At 58.6% G+C, this 17,216-nt stretch carries 13 protein-coding genes; 5 read left to right on the forward strand and 8 right to left on the reverse strand.

What is annotated here, in order from left to right:
- On the reverse strand, nt 1-378 hold the full coding sequence (locus tag HNI00_RS13835) for a hypothetical protein (protein ID WP_172357050.1): 378 nt from the start codon (nt 376-378) through the stop codon (nt 1-3).
- A gap of 296 nt (nt 379-674) precedes the next feature.
- Here HNI00_RS13835 and cas6 point away from each other — a divergent pair, with 296 nt between their 5' ends.
- Nucleotides 675-1,805 carry a CRISPR-associated endoribonuclease Cas6 gene (gene cas6 / locus HNI00_RS13840; protein WP_316787094.1) on the forward strand — a complete coding sequence of 377 codons (1,131 nt, stop codon included), beginning with the start codon at nt 675-677 and terminating at the stop codon, nt 1,803-1,805.
- A gap of 199 nt (nt 1,806-2,004) precedes the next feature.
- On the opposite strand, the gene HNI00_RS13845 is transcribed toward cas6, so the two are convergent.
- Complete coding sequence (locus tag HNI00_RS13845) at nt 2,005-2,799, reverse strand: DUF4058 family protein (protein ID WP_316787096.1); 795 nt, start codon at nt 2,797-2,799, stop codon at nt 2,005-2,007.
- Between the two features lie 262 nt (nt 2,800-3,061).
- On the opposite strand from HNI00_RS13845, the gene HNI00_RS13850 reads away from it, so the two are divergent.
- From HNI00_RS13850 to katG, 4 genes are all read left to right on the forward strand, one after another.
- Nucleotides 3,062-3,853, forward strand: a complete 792-nt coding sequence (locus HNI00_RS13850; RefSeq protein WP_316787098.1) for an ABC transporter ATP-binding protein — start codon at nt 3,062-3,064, stop codon at nt 3,851-3,853.
- A gap of 71 nt (nt 3,854-3,924) precedes the next feature.
- Entirely contained in the window at nt 3,925-6,501 is a 2,577-nt protein-coding gene (locus HNI00_RS13855) for an ABC transporter permease (protein ID WP_420156360.1), read from the forward strand.
- Nucleotides 6,502-6,631: 130 nt separating this feature from the next.
- The gene (locus HNI00_RS13860) at nt 6,632-7,843 is read left to right on the forward strand and encodes a lipocalin-like domain-containing protein (protein ID WP_316787100.1); all 1,212 of its coding nucleotides are present in this window, start codon (nt 6,632-6,634) and stop codon (nt 7,841-7,843) included.
- A gap of 751 nt (nt 7,844-8,594) precedes the next feature.
- A complete protein-coding gene (gene katG, locus HNI00_RS13865; RefSeq protein WP_316787102.1) occupies nt 8,595-10,790 on the forward strand; it encodes a catalase/peroxidase HPI in 2,196 nt (731 codons plus the stop codon).
- A gap of 442 nt (nt 10,791-11,232) precedes the next feature.
- On the opposite strand, the gene HNI00_RS13870 is transcribed toward katG, so the two are convergent.
- From HNI00_RS13870 to HNI00_RS13895, 6 genes are all read right to left on the reverse strand, one after another.
- Nucleotides 11,233-11,787, reverse strand: a complete 555-nt coding sequence (locus tag HNI00_RS13870) for a hypothetical protein (protein ID WP_316787104.1) — start codon at nt 11,785-11,787, stop codon at nt 11,233-11,235.
- Between the two features lie 125 nt (nt 11,788-11,912).
- Nucleotides 11,913-12,923 carry a hypothetical protein gene (locus tag HNI00_RS13875; RefSeq protein ID WP_316787106.1) on the reverse strand — a complete coding sequence of 337 codons (1,011 nt, stop codon included), beginning with the start codon at nt 12,921-12,923 and terminating at the stop codon, nt 11,913-11,915.
- Nucleotides 12,924-12,953: 30 nt separating this feature from the next.
- The gene (locus HNI00_RS13880) at nt 12,954-13,667 is read right to left on the reverse strand and encodes a hypothetical protein (protein WP_316787108.1); all 714 of its coding nucleotides are present in this window, start codon (nt 13,665-13,667) and stop codon (nt 12,954-12,956) included.
- A gap of 79 nt (nt 13,668-13,746) precedes the next feature.
- Complete coding sequence (locus HNI00_RS13885) at nt 13,747-13,989, reverse strand: hypothetical protein (protein WP_316787110.1); 243 nt, start codon at nt 13,987-13,989, stop codon at nt 13,747-13,749.
- 84 nt (nt 13,990-14,073) lie between these two features.
- Nucleotides 14,074-14,820 (reverse strand): hypothetical protein, encoded by a 747-nt coding sequence (locus tag HNI00_RS13890; RefSeq protein WP_316787112.1) that lies wholly within the window; start codon nt 14,818-14,820, stop codon nt 14,074-14,076.
- The gene (locus HNI00_RS13895) at nt 14,807-17,206 is read right to left on the reverse strand and encodes a CHASE2 domain-containing protein (protein WP_316787114.1); all 2,400 of its coding nucleotides are present in this window, start codon (nt 17,204-17,206) and stop codon (nt 14,807-14,809) included. The genes HNI00_RS13890 and HNI00_RS13895 overlap by 14 nt, the downstream gene beginning before the upstream one ends.
- Nucleotides 17,207-17,216: the final 10 nt, after the last annotated feature.

Genomic DNA, 17,216 nt, shown 5'->3' on the forward strand with positions numbered 1-17,216 from the left:
CTATTGGGTATATATGTTGATATTTACATTACAAGCCCCCAGTGGGTTGACGCAAAACGGCATACTGTAGCGCACTCGAAAAACACCTTCTGCACCGGCGGGAACATTAAAGAAAATGGTTTCGTTTCCAAATCGACGACCCCGAGCAAATTGCCGACCTGTGGGGTCGTAGAGTTCTACATCCACATCGCCAAGTGCGGAGCTTACTTCGAGGATGTAGCTTCCTGGTCTATTGATTGTTAATGTTGCCCAATTGGCCTCTCCGGCATAAAGGGGGCGTACTGGCTCCGCTTTCGCCGCAAGCGGGTTCAGCCCTTCCATTAGCGCGATCGCTAGGCACATTAGGGAAACTCGACTGACCAAGCGTTGATAGTTCATAATGGTGTTCCTATTTTTTGAAAGTACCGAATCGGGAGTTAAGCGGTTGCAGTGAGCAGGACTGGTTTAGCGCGACGGAATCAGAAAACTAAGACATAGAGGGCTGGGGCTTTTTCGATTGGGGCATCCTGTAGGTGGAGCATTGAACGCAACTGACCACAGAATAGATCCCTACTGGAAAGCTCCCTTTCCAATCGATAGGGCGATCGCCCAATCCCCAATTCCCAATTCCCACTACCAAATCCCCGTGGGGGATTAAAATGAAACGCAAACACTGCTGAGTTTCCCTGGCATCTATGCCCCGCCCTCGCGCCACGGTTCAAAAACCCCCTGCTGCGGCAAACTGGCCCGCAGACACGCAACTGGTCGGCCTGACGCTCCAGCTTCAGCCCTACACCGACAGCACGCTCTATCCGCAATACACCATTGGGCTTCATGCCTGGTTGCTCGACCAGGTGCGCCAGATGAATCCGGAGTTATCTGCCTATCTGCACGATGGCGAGTCCGAAAAACCCTTTACAATTTCTGCGCTGCAAGGCGTGGAAATTGCCCCCGGCGGCAGCCCCAGGCTCAGGGGCGATCGCCCTTATACCTGGACGATTACTGCGCTTTCGCAACCCGTCGTCACCTGGCTCACAGACTGGCTGCGGCAGCCCCCCCAAACCATCGACCTGCGGGGCGCACCGCTCAAAATACTCGACTGGGGGCTGACTGCTCCCTCCCATCCGCCTGCGACCTACAAGCAGTTGTTTGACGTGGCGATTCCGCCCAATCCGGCGATCGCCCTCTCCTTCCTCTCGCCCACCAGCTTTCGCCGCCACAAACATCACTTTCCACTGCCTGTGCCTGTTAACTTATTCCACAGCTACTTGCGCCGCTGGAATGATTTTTCAGGGGTTGAGTATGACCAGGAAGATTTTCTCGACTGGATCGATCGATCAGTAATCATCACCCGCCATCACTTGCAGTCTATCAAAACGGTCGCAGGCAAGCGCGGCTCGGTGACGGGATTTACCGGAGCGATTGAGATAAGCTTAAGTAAGACAGCGCTAGAAGACTCCGAATATGTGCAGTTGTTTATGGCGCTGGGCCGCCTCGCTCCCTATTGCGGCACTGGGCACAAAACGACCTTTGGGCTGGGGCAAACCCGCCTGGGCTGGTCGCCTGCTGAAACCGAAGCGCCCCAGTCTACTCTGCAAGACCTGCTGGCTCAGCGAATTGCCGCCCTTACTGAGCATTTCCTAACGCAACGTAAGCGCACTGGAGGAGAGAGAGCAATGGCGATCGCCGAAACTTGGGCCACCATCCTGGCCCGGCGCGAACTGGGCGAATCGCTGCAAGACATTGCCGAAGACCTGGGACTGCGCTACGAAACTGCCAAAACCTACGCCAAACTGGCCCGAAAAGCCTCAGAAGCACTGCCCTAATACTTCGCTTTGAAGCACTTTAAGAGGATGTTTGAAAAGTCTTACTGTTTGTAGCAAAGCGTGCAAGATCCCCCTAAATCCCCCTTAAAAAGGGGGACTTTAAGGCGGTTCCCCCCTTTTTAAGGGGGGCTAGGGGGGATCTCTGAGTGCTTAACATTACAGGCGATACCTTTTCAAACACCCTCTAAGGCAGATCGCCCTAAACCGGATTCTCTAGGTCGGTTTGCTGCAAAATCTCACGCACCCACGCTTCATCTTCAGGGCGCAACGCGGGTTTTGGGGGTTGGGTATAGTCAATTGCTAGGTCAAAGCGGGCACGTCGATATACGTCATTCAGGATGCGTTGCAGATTGACCACGGGTTCCGGGTCGTGAACGAGCAGCGGAATAGGAATTGCAGGAATTGGGTCTTGCAACTCGAAAGCATAAAGATCGGCGATGGGACGATGGCTTGCTCGACTGATCAGGATGCGGTACACCGGGTCTGCTGCACCCAGAATGGGCATTGGCGCTCCCTCTCGCAACAAGTCAATCTCGACTAAGCTAGTGCTGGAGCCTAAGATTTTCTGGCGCTTGCTAATGTAGGCCGCTCGTCCATCCTTATTCCATTTATTTTTGGGAGACAAGATCTCAATGACACAGACAACCTCTCCGGTTTGGGTAGAGCGTACTTCCAAGAATCGCTCGACCACCTCTTGTGGCACAGGAACCTGAACTGGAATCGGAGTTTTTTTGCTGGCAGGAGCGATTTGGCTGGATGGCTCGATATCACCCGCAGAGCAGCGAGTCAAAGCGACATCCGCAATGCTCACCAAGCCAACTGATAGGGAGTCGTCAATGCTCTGGTAAACTCGCTCTTCGATGGTGACCCGGTAGCGAGGCGCAACTTGGGGTGTGAGGTCATCTGCGATCGCCACAATCAAGCGATTATGAACCTGATGCCAAAGTTGGGGGTGTTCCAGATAAGGATTCATTCCGGGAAATGGATTATCCACAACGCTCTCTCCGTTCTTCTGAATCAATTCAAAACCAGGCAGATTTCAGATTCATCGTCTTAATTCATCGTCTTGTAGGTCATGCTTCATAAGCAACGCTTTGCAAGAAGCCGATTGTGATTGGTGTGGGGAAACTTTGAGGGGCTGTTGCCCAAAGCAGAAGACTTGTCCGGCGATCTACGTTAAGATTCTTTAAGAGCTTTCTCAGAAGGCTTGCTAGCGTCATTCTAAACGGTGTCCCACGGTATCCCACGGTGTCCCTATGTCAGCAAGTTCCTGGTGGTCTGGTCTGTTTGCCTTGGCTAAACCTGCGATCGCCCTCGAAAGCGCCTCGCCTGCTCAGGGGGCTAGGGTCGAGCTAACGGATCTCTGCAAAGAATTTCAGGAAGGCGATGTAACGCGGAAGGTGCTGAATGGCATCAACTTGCAGTTTGACCCCGGAGAATTTGTCGTGCTGCTGGGGCACAGCGGCAGCGGCAAGAGTACGCTGCTGAACCTGATTAGCGGCATCGATCAGCCGTCTGGGGGCACGATTCGCATCAACGATTTGGCCATTACCGAACTGGACGAGAAATCGCGCACTCTGTTTCGGCGCGATCGCATCGGATTCGTCTTCCAGTTTTTCAACCTAATTCCGACGCTAACGGTGCTGGAAAATGTCACCCTGCCGCAGGAGTTGGCGGGCAAATCTCCGGCGGTGGCGCGTCAGTCGGCGCTCCAGCTTTTGCAGCAGGTTGGGCTGGGCGATCGCCTGGAGACTTATCCAGATAAGTTATCCGGCGGGCAGCAGCAGCGAGTGGCGATCGCCCGCGCCCTGGCCCACGATCCACAGGTCATTTTGGCGGATGAGCCGACGGGCAACCTAGACGAGGAGACGGGGCAGCAGGTGTTGGAATTATTGCTCAGTCTCACCCGCACGAAGGGCAAAACCCTGATCATGGCGACCCACAACCCCGACATTGCCCGATACGCCGACCGCGTGTTGCGGGTTCAAGACGGGCATCTGATTCCCGTGATCGTGCATCCCGATCTCGCCGAGGAAGTGGTGGCATGACGAGTAGCGGCATGGCGAGTAGCGGCATCACGAGTAGCGACATGACGGCTAATGGCATGACAAGTAGTGGCATGACGGCAGTAGTGTCCAACGCCCCCCTCTGGCGCTTGGCGTGGCAGCGGATTCGGCAGCGCCCCTTGCAGTATCTCCTCTGCATTTTGGGGATTGCCCTCGGCGTGGCCATGATGGTGTCGATTGATCTGGCGAACGGTTCGGCGCAGCGGGCCTTTGCCCTGTCTACTGACGCGATTACCGGCCGCGCCACCCACCGCATCGAGGCGATCGCCCCCACAGGCATTCCCGAAACGGTGTATGCTGACCTGCACCGCGCCGCCCCCCGCATTCCCCTCGCGCCCGTGGTGGAGGGCTACGTGCTGGTGGATGAACTGGGCGCTCAGCCAATGCGCTTGGTGGGGGTAGACGTGCTGGCAGAATCGCCCTTTCGCAACTACTTTGGGGCGGAGGGCGAAAGCCTGGACGCGGCTTCGGTGCAGTTGCTCACCAATCCCCAGGCGATTGTGCTGTCCCAGGATGTCGCCCAGCAGTACGGGGTGGCCCTGGGGGATACGCTGCATCTAGACATCGCCGGCCAGCATCGAGAGGTCACCGCTGTTGCCCTTGTCCAGTCCGATGATTCCCTCAACCGCCGCGCCCTCAGCACGCTGCTGTTTGCCGACATTGCCACGGCGCAGGAACTTTTGGGACAGACGGGTCGGCTGAGCTATATCGATGCGATCGCCCCGTCTCCTGCTGAAATCGACGCAATTCAAGCCGCCCTGCCCGCTGGCCTGAAGCTGGAAACGGCGGAAGCGCAGAAAAACGCCGTGCAGCAAATGACGGCCGCCTTTGAACTCAATCTCACGGCCCTCAGCCTGCTGGCGCTGGTGGTGGGCATGTTTTTGATTTACAACACCGTCACCTTCAGCGTGGTGCAGCGCCGTCCTCTATTCGGCATTTTGCGCTGCCTCGGCGCGACGCGGGGACAGCTCTTTGCCCTAATTTTGGGCGAAGCGGCGCTGTTTAGCATCCTCGGCTCCTTGCTGGGGGTGGGGCTGGGCATTGTGCTGGGCCGCAGCATTGTGGGGCTAATTACTCAGACGATTAATGATTTTTACTTCGTCGTCTCGGTGCAGCAGGTGACGCTCTCAAACGCCACCATCGCCAAGGGTCTGGTAATTGGCGTTGCGGCGGCGCTGTTTGCCTCTGCGTTGCCTGCGCTGGAGGCGATGAACACCACGCCGACGCTCACGTTGCAGCGATCGACCCTGGAGGGCAAGGTGCAAAAGCTGCTGCCCCTGCTGACCCTGGGTTGGATTGGGTTTTCTCTTGCTGGCGTGGCCCTGCTGCGGTGGTCGTCGGGGGGGCTGGTGGCCGCCTTTGCCGGACTTTTTGCCGTGTTGCTGGGGGCTGCGCTGCTGGTGCCGCCGGCGATCGCCCTGCTGATGCGGGGACTAGCGCCAGCGGGCTACCGTCTATTTGGCGTGGTGGGGCGACTGGCTCCACGGGATATTTTGAGATCGCTCAGCCGAACCTCCGTGGCGATCGCCGCCCTGATGGTGTCGGTGTCGGTGATTGTCGGCGTGTCGGTGATGATTGGCTCGTTCCGGGGGACGGTGGTGGAATGGCTGGATCAGACGCTCCAGGCGGATATCTACGTGTCGCCGCCCACCACGACGGCCAACCGCGTGTTGGGCAAGCTCGATCCGCAGGTGGTGGAGGCGCTGAGGCAGTGGGAGGGGCTGCGGTTCGCCGTCAGCTACAACGATGCCGATGTGCGCGTGGTGGACTTTGACCGCAATGCCAAGCTGATCTCCGCCGATGGGGACGTGTCCCAGGGCAAGCGGCCCTACGCCTGGATTCGTCCGGGGCTGGAACCCGACCCCTGGACGGCGCTGAATGCAGGCGAGGGCGCGATTATTTCCGAAGCGCTGATCCGGCGAGAAAACCTGCCCGCGCCGCCGGAGACGATCACGCTGGAAACGCCAGTGGGCGATCGCCCCTTTCCCGTCCTGGCGGTGTTCTACGACTATTCCTCCGATCGCGGCACGATTATCCTGGATGACGATGTGTACCGGAACCTGTGGCAGGATGACCGCATCGCGTCGCTGGGGCTATTCACCCAGCCCGGTGTCGATGTGGAAGCGATGGTGCAGGATATTCGTTCGCACTTCCAGGGGCGGCAGGATTTGCTGGTGCAGTCGAACCGCAGCCTGCGGCAGGGATCGCTGGAGATTTTTGATCGCACGTTTGCCATTACCAGCGCCCTGCAACTGCTGTCGGTGGTGGTGGCCTTTATTGGCGTTCTCAGCACGCTCATGAGCCTGCAACTGGAGCGGACGCGAGAACTGGGCATCCTCCGCGCCACCGGCATGACCCCTAGCCAGTTGGGCCGGCTGACGCTGCTGGAAACGGGGCTGATGGGGACGCTGGCGGGCGTGTTTGCGATGCCGCTGGGCTTTGTCCTCGCCTGGATTTTGATTTATGTGATTAACGTGCGTTCCTTTGGCTGGACGCTGCAAATGGCGCTGGAAGCCCGCTATTTTTGGCAGGCGTGGCTGGTGGCGATCGCCGCTGCGTTGCTGGCGGGTCTGTATCCGGCACTGCGGCTAGGGCGGATGAATATTGCGGCGGCGCTGAGGCAGGAGTGATTTTGGATTTTGGATTTTGGGTTTTGGATTTTGGTTGAGGCTTACGCAGGGGTTGTCGGGGAGGGTTCAGTAGGGCGTTCGGATGAGGATGCGGCGTGGGGTTCGGAAGAGTGGGTAGGGGAGAGGTGAAATGCGATCGCGCTTGATTCGATTTTGCGTACTGCTGGGGTTCTGCGGCGTGTTCCTGGGTACGTTCCTGGGTATATTCCTGGGAGTATTCCTGGGGGCTGCGGATTCGGCGATCGCCGCCAATGTCGTTACCTGGCAACCGCTACCCGCAGCCAGTGGAGAATACCGCAAGGCGATCGCCCTTCCAGACTGGCACTTTCCCGAAGACTTTGGCCCGCACAATGACTACCAAACGGAATGGTGGTACTACACGGGCAACCTGGAAACCGATGAGGGGCGACCGTTTGGCTTTCAGTTGACCTTTTTCCGGCAGGCGATTTCGCCAACGGCGGCAACGGTGGCAGCAGACTCTACGCCATCTCGCTGGCGCACAAATCAAATCTATTCCGCCCATTTCACCGTCAGCGATATTGCGGGCAGCGGCTTTTATGTAGACGAGCGATTTAGCCGCAACGCCATTGGGCTGGCGGGAGCCGAGGCCCCGCCCTACCGCGTCTGGCTAAACGATTGGTCGGCCACGGAACTGGAGCCGGGTCAGGTGCGGCTTCAGGCTCGGTCTGAGGATGTCGCCATTGACCTCACGGTTCAGCAGACTCTTCCGCCCGTGTTGCAGGGCGATCGCGGCCTGAGCGTCAAGGGTTTGGAGCCGGGGAATGCGTCCTACTACTACTCTCTGGTGCAGCAGCCCACTAGCGGAACCGTCACGATTCAGGGCCAATCCTTTTCGGTACAGGGCAAAACCTGGACGGATCACGAATTCTCCACCAGCGCGTTGACCGCAGGCACGGTCGGCTGGGACTGGTTCTCGATTCAACTGGAGGATGGCTCTGCCCTGATGCTCTACCAGTTGCGCCACGAAGACGGTACGCCCGAAATCACGTCGGCGGGTACGTTTATCTCGGCCTCCGGCGAGACGACCCATCTGAATCACGACGACTGGACAATCCGCGTCCTCAAAACCTGGACAAGCCCCCGCAGCAACGCGGTTTATCCTGCCCAGTGGCAAATTCGCATTCCCCGACTGGATCTGGTGCTAGAAGGGCGATCGCGCCTTGCGGATCAGGAACTCAACACCTCCACAGCCACCTATTGGGAAGGGGCAACTGCCTTTGAGGGCACGCGGCAAGACCAGCCAATTCGGGGAGAGGGCTACGTAGAATTAACGGGTTACGCCACCCGCCTGGATTCTCTCCTGTCGGAAAGCACGCCCTAACGCGCCCTAACGCGCCATAAGCATCCGTACAGGCAGCGGCTTCATGACTGAGCAGCACGCTCGTTGAGGCTGCGGGTTTACCGTAACGTTTTGTATGCAGTCTAACCGTTTGAAAGGAATTCACTGTACACTCTTCCCTAAGTCAAACTCATGACGAGTATGACTTGCTAACGTGTTGAAAGTTGTTTGAAGGTTGTTTGAAGGTTGTTTGAAAGTTGTTAGGACTTACGCAGTTGGATCAGTTGGAGAATTTCTCGCGGGCGCAGCCCACGAAAAGTTCTCCAAAACTCGAAGAGTTTATCGCAAGTGCGTAAGTCCTGGCTGTTAAAAGTTGTTGAAAGTCGTTGAAAGTCAGTCATTGAAAGTCAGTCATTGAAAGTCATTAAGCGACTGGGCACAACCATTCATGCTTGGCAGATTGGGCAGACCCAGGCGGAGGTGTGAGGACGAGTAACTGTTCCAGGGCGACCTCTTTACTTATCTAAGAGGCCGTCTTTACTCATCAATCTCGCAGTCAAGAAGCGTTTAATTGACTGCGAGTTTAGATATTGATCGCAATGTGCAACTTTGCCGATTCCCCTCACCCTTTTCTGGTATGCCGAAGGCTTTAAGCCCTCTCCCAGAGCGGGAGAGGGACTTCAAGCCTCTCTTGCTCCCCTTCTCCCGACTTGGGAGAAGGGGTTGGGGGATGAGGGCAGACTGAAAGTTGCACATCCCGTATGTATTGAACCATGCACAAGTAGGAGTCCCTATGAGCAGCGAAAGCAAATGCCCCTTTATGGGCGGAGTTCAGAAGTTCACGGCGGGCCATGGCACGTCGAACCGAGACTGGTGGCCGAATCAGTTGAACCTGAGCATCCTCCATCAGCACTCTCCCAAGTCAAACCCGATGGGTGAAGCCTTTAACTACGCTGAGGCGTTCAAAAGCCTAGACTATGCTGCCCTAAAAGCCGACCTCTTCGAGCTGATGACCACGTCCCAAGACTGGTGGCCCGCTGACTATGGTCACTATGGCCCCCTGCTCATTCGCATGGCCTGGCACAGCGCGGGAACCTATCGCATCGGCGATGGTCGCGGCGGCGGGGGCACCGGGAGCCAGCGGTTTGCACCCCTCAATAGCTGGCCCGACAACGCCAACCTCGACAAAGCCCGGATGTTGCTCTGGCCCATCAAGCAGAAATATGGCGAGAAAATCTCTTGGGCTGACCTGATGATCCTAGCGGGCAACTGCGCCCTGGAATCGATGGGCTTCAAAACGCTGGGCTTTGCAGGCGGACGGGCCGACATCTGGGAACCGGAGGAAGATATTTACTGGGGGTCTGAGGGCGAATGGCTGGGGGATAAGCGCTATACGGGCGATCGCGAACTGGAGAATCCCCTGGCCGCTGTGCAGATGGGCCTAATCTATGTGAACCCAGAGGGGCCGAACGGTAATCCCGATCCCGTGGCTGCGGGGCGAGACATCCGCGAAACCTTTGGGCGGATGGCCATGAACGATGAAGAAACCGTGGCCCTGACGGTGGGTGGCCATACTTTCGGCAAATGCCACGGGGCGGCGAGTGCGACGCTGGTGGGGCCGGAACCGGAAGGAGCCAGCATCGAAGAGCAGGGATTTGGCTGGAAAAACAGCTTTGGCACAGGTATGGGTGCCCACACGATTACAAGCGGTATCGAAGGGGCCTGGACGACCAACCCGGTGAAATGGGACAACAACTATCTGGAAAATTTGTTTGGCTATGAGTGGGAACTGGTGAAAAGTCCGGCAGGGGCGCATCAGTGGGCCCCGAAAGATGGAGCAGGCGCAGGGACGGTGCCCGATGCCCACGACCCCTCCAAGCGCCACGCGCCCATCATGACCACGGCGGACATGGCGATGAAGATGGACCCGATCTACGAGCCGATCGCGCGGCGCTTCCTGGCCCATCCCGAAGAGTTGGAAATGGCCTTTGCCAAGGCTTGGTTTAAGCTGACCCACCGCGATATGGGGCCGCGATCGCGCTACTTGGGCCCCGAAGTTCCTGCCGAAGAGTTCCTCTGGCAAGACCCGATTCCCCCCGCTACCTACAACTTGATTGATCAGCAAGATATCGCTGCGCTCAAGGCTAGAATTCTGGCTTCGGGATTGTCCGTGTCGCAACTGGTCACAACGGCTTGGGCCTCGGCATCCACCTTCCGTGGTTCCGACATGCGCGGCGGGGCAAACGGGGCGCGGATTCGCCTGGCCCCCCAAAAAGATTGGGAAGTCAACCAGCCCGCCCAACTGGCCGCCGTGCTGCAAACCCTGGAGGGCATCCAGCAGGAGTTCAATCGCTCCCAAGCGGGCGGCAAGCAGGTTTCCATTGCGGATCTGATCGTTTTGGGGGGCTGTGCCGCAGTCGAGCAGGCGGCCAAAAATGCCGGGTACGATATCACCGTTCCCTTCCAGCCGGGACGCACCGATGCAACCCAAGAGCAGACCGATGTGGAAGCCTTTGCCCCCCTAGAGCCAACGGCAGACGGATTTCGCAACTACCTCAAAGGGGATCACACCCTGTCGGCCGAGGAACTGCTGGTGGATCGGTCGCAGTTGTTGACCCTCAGCGCCCCTGAGATGACCGTCCTAGTGGGGGGACTGCGGGTATTGGGGGCAAACTTTGGGGGCACTCAGCACGGGGTCTTTACCCAGCGGCGCGAGACGCTGACCAATGATTTCTTTGTGAATCTGCTGGATCTGGGGACGACGTGGAGGGCCGTCTCCGATGCCCAAAACTTATTTGAGGGGCGCGATCGCAAAACAGGCGAACTCAAGTGGACGGGAACCCGCGTCGATCTGATTTTCGGCTCCAACTCGCAGCTCCGCGCCCTCGCAGAAGTCTATGCTTGTGCAGACTCGCAGCCGCGATTCGTGCGCGACTTTGTGGCCGCGTGGAATAAGGTGATGAATCTGGATCGCTTTGACCTGGCATAGGGGGGGTACAACCGTTGGTGAAGCGATCTCAGGGCAGGGGCATCGTTGAGTGATCCCAGGTTCAGGATTTGTCTATAGGGCAATCTCGAACGGGGTTGAACACCCAAGACGGCCTGAGAATGCGGTCTGGAGAATAAAGTGAAACGGCTTCAGGTGGGATATCTAGCATTCCTGCCTGAAGCCGTTAAACTCTGCAAGTATCCTCAGCGATTCTGATTGGGCGCTGCTTATCCACTACGGCTCTAGGCAGGGGGCTAGCGCTTCTGAGCTTGTGGACGCTGAATGACGGCCACCTCGCTGCCAGATGCTCCAGATGCCTCAAGGTTTGACCAGAAATAGCACTGCTTCCGGCTAGAACGGGGGCTAGGAACCCCAGAGATTGGACTGGGCAAATTCGCTGGGGTGTTTTGGATCGGCACAAGGGGCTACTCTGGAGGTTAAGTTATCGGGTTTGGATTAGGGCGCTGATTAACTGCTGGATCGCGGGTTGGTGCAGGTTTAGCAGACGATTGGCTTCTTCTCGTTTATCGAACTGGGGAGGATACTCCCCGTAGTCGAGGTTGATGGCGACTGACCCATCATTGCGGATACCGAAAAATAGGAGAGGGCGGTCAAACCCGTCGGGGTTGAACTGGTTTGGCAGGGTTCTATCGTCCACAAAGACGGAGTAGACCAGGTTTGCTGGGTTGGATTCCATCTCGACAACTCGGATGGTCGTCACGGTGCGCGTGAAAATGTTGGGGTCGGTGTAAATGTAGCCCATCATGGCTAACCGTTGCCCAGGACGCTGGGTGGTAGGCAGATTGGTTACGCAGATTTGCCCATTGTTGACCACCTGCCCGCTGCACAAATCAGCGTTGGCAGCAAAGTCGATGGGCTGACGACCTGCGCTTTGAGCAATAAGCAATGGGGGAGTTTGGGCGATCGCCCGCAAAGGCTCTGACAGCACCGCCGAGACCCCTAGCAAAACAGACCAAACCAGGGCAGACTTCATCATCGTTTTCTGAATTGTGAGGAACATAGTCGTCATTCACTGGATACTGTGGGCAAGAATATCGTGGGCAGGGAGCAAGATTTTGGCGCAGACTAGGTGTGGGATAGGAGCTTTTTCCAGACTTAGTTCTAGGGGCGGTTAACCGATTCAGCAGGGTCAGAGAGCGTCACCACAGGGTCTTTGCCACGGGCGATCAGGGCAATGCGCTGGCTGGCGGGGTGCAGCAGGCAGATTTGGTCGCGGTCAAGCTGAAAGATCAGCCAATCGTCCGGCAGTTGGGTGGCGTGGCTGATTGCCCAAACCGCAAAGGGCGTTTCTAGGGCAAAGTGCTGGCGTGCTTGATTGGCGCGGTTGATACCGAGCAGACCACCTGCCGCAAAGACGTGGGTGTAGTAATCCCAGTCCGTGTGGGCGGTGAGTTTGGGCACGGGGCCAAAGCGGGACCAGGGTTCTGGGCTGAGGGCATCAAAGGCAGCGCGATCGATGGCGACGGGTTCTGTTTCGCCTGAGGTCAGTCGTAGCGCCTGAGCGCCATCGGGACTGAGGTAGTGCAGGGTGTAGGCTGGGCTGGGCTGGAGTTGGGCCGCGGGCACGACTCGTGTTTGGCTGATCAGGCTGGTCTGGCTGTTGGCGCTGTACCAGCCAAACAGGAGTAGGTAGCTGAGTCCGTGGATCAGCAGGGTCGCCTTGATCGCTGTCTGGATAGGCCGCTTGCGCTGGCGCAGCAGGAGCCAGAAGAAGGGATACTCGATGACTAGAGTGAGTAAAAAAGCGAGTAAGGAGGCGATCGCCAGCCAGACCTGCACATTCGCAATCGTCAGACCTGGATACTGGGACAGGCGATTTGCCAGCAGCAGCGCCCCCGCCCAGGCCGAGGCGTAGTTCGCAGCCAGCAGCACCCAGAGCGATCGCCCCCTAGGAGTGCCAAACCACCAGGAGAGTAGCCCCGCTTCTAGATAAGCAATCACCAGATTGCCGACCACCAAGTGAATCAGACCTGTCCACAGCAGGGCGCTGCCACCATTGGCCCACGCGGGGCTGGGGCACAGAGCCAAGAACAGACTGATGCCGACGAGCAGCCTGAGAGCAGCAGCGATTGAACCGCCCCAGAGTTTCAAGCACTTAGAAGTGGGTGGCATAGCTCGTCTCCTGGCGGCGAATGAGGGCGATTAATTGCGATTGAGATACGTAAACTCTATACCGTTCTCGGCTTGGCAGATGGCTCCTCGATATTGACCACCGATGAGAGTGACACCGCAGGAGCCACGTATCTCTCTTGTTTCGCCACCATACATCAGCCCCACAACACGATAGCTTGAGGCATGATCCAAGCGAAATTCAGAAGCGGCATCAGTGACAAACGAAAAGGGACTGCCGTTAAAGTAGTAGCTAAAGACCAGAGCGCCTTCAGAGTGAACCCTTGCGATTTGAAAGGCTTCACATCTGAGCTGGGTATTGCCTTGAGCTTGGCAGCGACTGGGCGCATTATCTCGATGAACCACTTGGATATCGCTCGAAGCCGGAGCGGGGCGAGACGCGGGAGGCGCAGAAGGGGCAGAGTTCGCGCTGGGTGGGGCGGACTGGGGCTGCGGGGCAGGCTGGGCTTGGGGAGATGGGTTGCTGCGATCGCCCCTGTTGCTTCGCGGGAAGGATGAGTCAATCGTATTGATCGTATCTGTAACATCTCGAACGGTTTCACGAATGCGCCGGAAAATGTTGGCCATCAACACTGGGCTAGATTCGCTGGGGACGGTGGCTTCACGGACTTGAGTTGCGGCAAGGCTGGGAGAAGCGCTGAGCAGTGAAGCGAGAATCAGGCTGGAGAGTTGCAGTTTGTGAGTCAGACTAGCGCGAATAAGATAGCGAGCGATGGGGTATTGCATGGGAGGCTTCCTTCAAGCTTTAAAGTCAAGTTCTAAAGTGGGGGCTAATTGCAAGTTCTTAGTTCTCTGTGGTCTGAGCTTATTCAGCGCTATGGAATTGAGTAGAGCGCCCCAGTGCTATGAGACTGGGGCATATTGAGTGACAGAGTTTCATCACTCGCACAGGCATTTGCGAGAAGCCGCGCAGGGCATCGGCTTGCGATCTGCTGGAGGCGATCGCGCTTTCCCTAGCGACACCCAGGACAGACAGGGCAGCACAGGCAACCAGTAGCGATCGCCCCATGATGGAGAACAGGGTTGTAGGAATCGGTTGTAGAGCCATTGTCAGGTTGAAAAAATTAGTCAACAAGTTAACACTGGCTCTTTCTAGTTCTGGCGAATAGCGACTAATTCACCCAGTAATGGCCTATAGCCCCAGGGGAAAACTGCAAATCGCCGCGATCGCCTCAGACTGGAGGGCGACCCAATCTGGCGTGGGATTGGCAACTGCAAAGAGGACGTGGAGCGCATCGGCGGGCATGTCTTTTTCCAGAAAATAGGCGGCCTTGGCCTGGGCGATCGCCTCCCGATTGGCTCCCTGCTGCGCCAACGCCGTTTCCATCTGGGCCAGATCAGCGGCAATTTGATCTCGCTCTTTTCCGGCTGCCATGATGGAGAAGGGCAAACGGTAGAGCAGGTCATCGGCGGGCGTGTCGTAGAAGAGCCACTCGTACTCAGCGCCAGGTTCCAGCGCCAGATTGCCAAAGCGAGTCGCCACGAAGCCGCCAGCGTTGGGGGTTGCCGAATCGGTTCCTAGCGTGGCGGGCGCGGGCTGGGTCAGGTCTTTCCAGGCGGGCCGTAGGTGCATTCGATTCACCTGCCCTTGCATGACAAACATCGGCTGCTGGTGCCAGACCACTTCGCGCCGGCCAGGGGTGACAATGCAAAAGGGGGCATCGGGGGGGACATCGGGGCCGCGGGATAGCCCCGGCTCGCCCCGGCTGCGATCTTCTCGCTCGCGCTGAAAAAATTCCACAAAGCGCCGCCAGGAACCAGCGCCTTGAGAATCTGCTTGGGAGGGGTCGGTGGGGTTTGCCAGGGCGATGGATGGGGACAGGGCGGATAGTCCCACCCACAGGCTTAGGGGGATTACTGGGGTTTTAACGAGGTTCATCCGTATTCTCCCGTAGTCTGGGTAAACTATAACACCACACCACTAGGGATGGCAGTAGCCAGGGCAGCAGTACCCCGGCGCTGATGTAGAGTTGCAGGGACAGCAATCCGTATCCAGCGGTCGCAGCCACCAGCCCGGCTGCAACCAGGCGACGCGAGTAGGGGCGATCGCCCAAATACAGACTCAGGGCCTTGCCACCCACCGCCGCCAGCAGAATCATCCACAGATCGGGGATGGGGATGACCAGCCGATGGGCGAGGTGGTGGTGGGTCATGTAGGCGTGAGCTTCGCCACCTGTGAAGTGGGTGGCAGGGTGCAGCGTGCGATCTCGCCAATAGCGCAGGGCGGGCGGCGGCACCAGGTTGTCGGCTCCATCGGGGGCCAGCCCGGCCGCTTCGTAGCCCCCTGCGGCCACGATCACAATCGCGTCCCTAAAGTCGGGCGACGCTGCTGCATCCTGACGCAGCGACCAGGCAGGGATGGCGGTAAACGCTCGCTCTGGCGGCAGGGACAAATCAAGAATCGGCTGGAGCCAGTGCTGCCAAGCTTCGTAGGACAACTCGGTGATCGGGTGCAGCGTAGCCCGTGGGGACAGATTCAGCTCGTGGGTCTGCGGGTAGCGGCGAACTTGGTCGGCTAGGGGCGGCCCCTGGAGCGTGGGCTGTGGCCCGAAGAGCGTCCCTGTGCGTCGCTGTTGACGGAGCCGTTGGGCCACGACAAGCTGGTGGCTAAACGGGCCGGGGCGATCGCTGCGGGGGCGGTAGGGCTGCACCCGTCGCCAGGGCAACCAGGCATCTCCCAACAGAACGCGATCTGGATCGATAACATTGGGATGGGGCGGCAGCCAGCGGCCGTTCTGTCGCACCGTGCCAAACACAAACCAGGTTTGCTGCTGGGCGATCGCCTCGGTCAGAACCCTGTTCAGTTGCTCATCCTGTTCCGGCTGAGCCAGATCGAGCAGGTAGTCGATGCCCACGACGGCCGCACCTCGATCGACCAGCGCGGCGACAATATCAGCCACCATCGCCCGGTTGATTGGGTGGTAGGTGGAAATATCCCACTGGCGGAAGCTTTCGCCATCGATCTGCACCAGCACCACGGCGGATGGGTCGTCGTCTCCCAGTTGCCCAGTGAGGTCCCGATAAACGGCCTGGGCCAGCACCCGCCGATCCAGCAGCCAGGCCTGGGGCGAAACTGGAAATTCCGTCGGCGGCAGCGTTGGGATCAGGCTCACCAGCGCCAGGGCCGCGACGATCCGGGCTTCGCGCCCGGTGGGCCGCCAGCGCCGCAGCCGCGATCGCCAGCCCTGGGGTTCCAGGCGATAGGGCACGGAGGTTGGGTGGCGAAACAGCGACGGCACCAGGTAGGCCGAGGGATAGGTGAGGCTTTGCTCGGCTCGGAGACTCTGACAGGCTCCGTGCAGCGCCTCCTGCACGTTATGCCCCTGGGTTAGCCGTTGCAGCAGTTGCACCAAAAACGCCTGGGCGACTTCGTTATGAATCGGCTCTCGCATGATGGCGACCTGGCTGAGGCCGAGGTTAATTAGCCCCTGGGCGATGTCGAGGCCGCTGCACGAGTTGAAGAGGGCAAACTGGAGTCCCCGCTGCTGGGCGGTTTGCAAATAGGGAGTCAGGTCTTTGAGGGTGAGGGTGGTTTGGGGGGCGATCGCCACTTGTCCGCCCACCAGGGCCGCCTCATTGCTGTGGCCCGCAAAAAACAGCACGTCCCACCCCAGCGGATCGGCGATCGCCTCACACACTCGCTGCTTCAAGGCAATGGGGTCTTCTCCCGGTTGCCAGCCCAGGTATTGAACCTCCAGGAGTCGCCGCTGGGCATTGAGGGCCTGTCGTTCGCCGCTAAAGTTCAGCCCCGTTTCGTCGCCCAAAATTGCCAGCACCCTAGCCTTGCTGCGTCGGCCGGTGGGTCGGTGGGCTGTGGTGGCTCGGATCGTGGCGGGCGATCGCACGATTTGCACTGGCGCACCCAGTTCCCAGGTTTCCCAAGGCAGCCGAGCCAGATCCAGCGGCGTGCAGGTGAGAAACAGTTCCGCAACCCCTTGAGCCTGGGCCGCCGCCACGACTTCTTGGCGCAAATCGTAGAGATCGCCCTGTTTCAGCCAGGTGTGAAACTCCGACAACAGCCCCGCCTCTGCCTGCACCAGTTGGCTATGCCAGTCGATCGCGGGGGCGACCACCTGCCCTGCGCCCCCTGCCCGCCCCCGCAATGCCTGCTTGTAATAGCCCAGGTAGGCCCGCTGCCAAGCTGCGTAGAGCGACAGCAGTTCCTCTGGAAAGACCACACTGGCGGTGAGCCGCTGCCCCTCGCCCCAAGACAGGTCAAACAGACAGCTTTGGTCGATTTTGTGGACAGTGAGGCGATAGACCATTGCTGCCCCC

It is taken from the genome of Thermoleptolyngbya oregonensis NK1-22 (assembly GCF_032705245.1).
GTDB lineage: Bacteria > Cyanobacteriota > Cyanobacteriia > Elainellales > Elainellaceae > Thermoleptolyngbya > Thermoleptolyngbya sichuanensis.

Excerpts from the sequence above, each read along its gene's own strand:
- katG (WP_316787102.1), top strand. The coding sequence starts at position 8,595 with ATGAGCAGCGAAAGCAAATGCCCCTTTATGGGCGGAGTTCAGAAGTTC.
- HNI00_RS13860 (WP_316787100.1), top strand. The coding sequence starts at position 6,632 with ATGCGATCGCGCTTGATTCGATTTTGCGTACTGCTGGGGTTCTGCGGC.
- HNI00_RS13875 (WP_316787106.1), bottom strand. The coding sequence starts at position 12,923 with ATGCCACCCACTTCTAAGTGCTTGAAACTCTGGGGCGGTTCAATCGCT.
- HNI00_RS13855 (WP_420156360.1), top strand. The coding sequence starts at position 3,925 with ATGACGGCAGTAGTGTCCAACGCCCCCCTCTGGCGCTTGGCGTGGCAG.
- HNI00_RS13880 (WP_316787108.1), bottom strand. The coding sequence starts at position 13,667 with ATGCAATACCCCATCGCTCGCTATCTTATTCGCGCTAGTCTGACTCAC.
- HNI00_RS13890 (WP_316787112.1), bottom strand. The coding sequence starts at position 14,820 with ATGAACCTCGTTAAAACCCCAGTAATCCCCCTAAGCCTGTGGGTGGGA.
- HNI00_RS13850 (WP_316787098.1), top strand. The coding sequence starts at position 3,062 with ATGTCAGCAAGTTCCTGGTGGTCTGGTCTGTTTGCCTTGGCTAAACCT.
- HNI00_RS13885 (WP_316787110.1), bottom strand. The coding sequence starts at position 13,989 with ATGGCTCTACAACCGATTCCTACAACCCTGTTCTCCATCATGGGGCGA.
- HNI00_RS13870 (WP_316787104.1), bottom strand. The coding sequence starts at position 11,787 with ATGATGAAGTCTGCCCTGGTTTGGTCTGTTTTGCTAGGGGTCTCGGCG.
- cas6 (WP_316787094.1), top strand. The coding sequence starts at position 675 with ATGCCCCGCCCTCGCGCCACGGTTCAAAAACCCCCTGCTGCGGCAAAC.
- HNI00_RS13895 (WP_316787114.1), bottom strand. The coding sequence starts at position 17,206 with ATGGTCTATCGCCTCACTGTCCACAAAATCGACCAAAGCTGTCTGTTT.
- HNI00_RS13835 (WP_172357050.1), bottom strand. The coding sequence starts at position 378 with ATGAACTATCAACGCTTGGTCAGTCGAGTTTCCCTAATGTGCCTAGCG.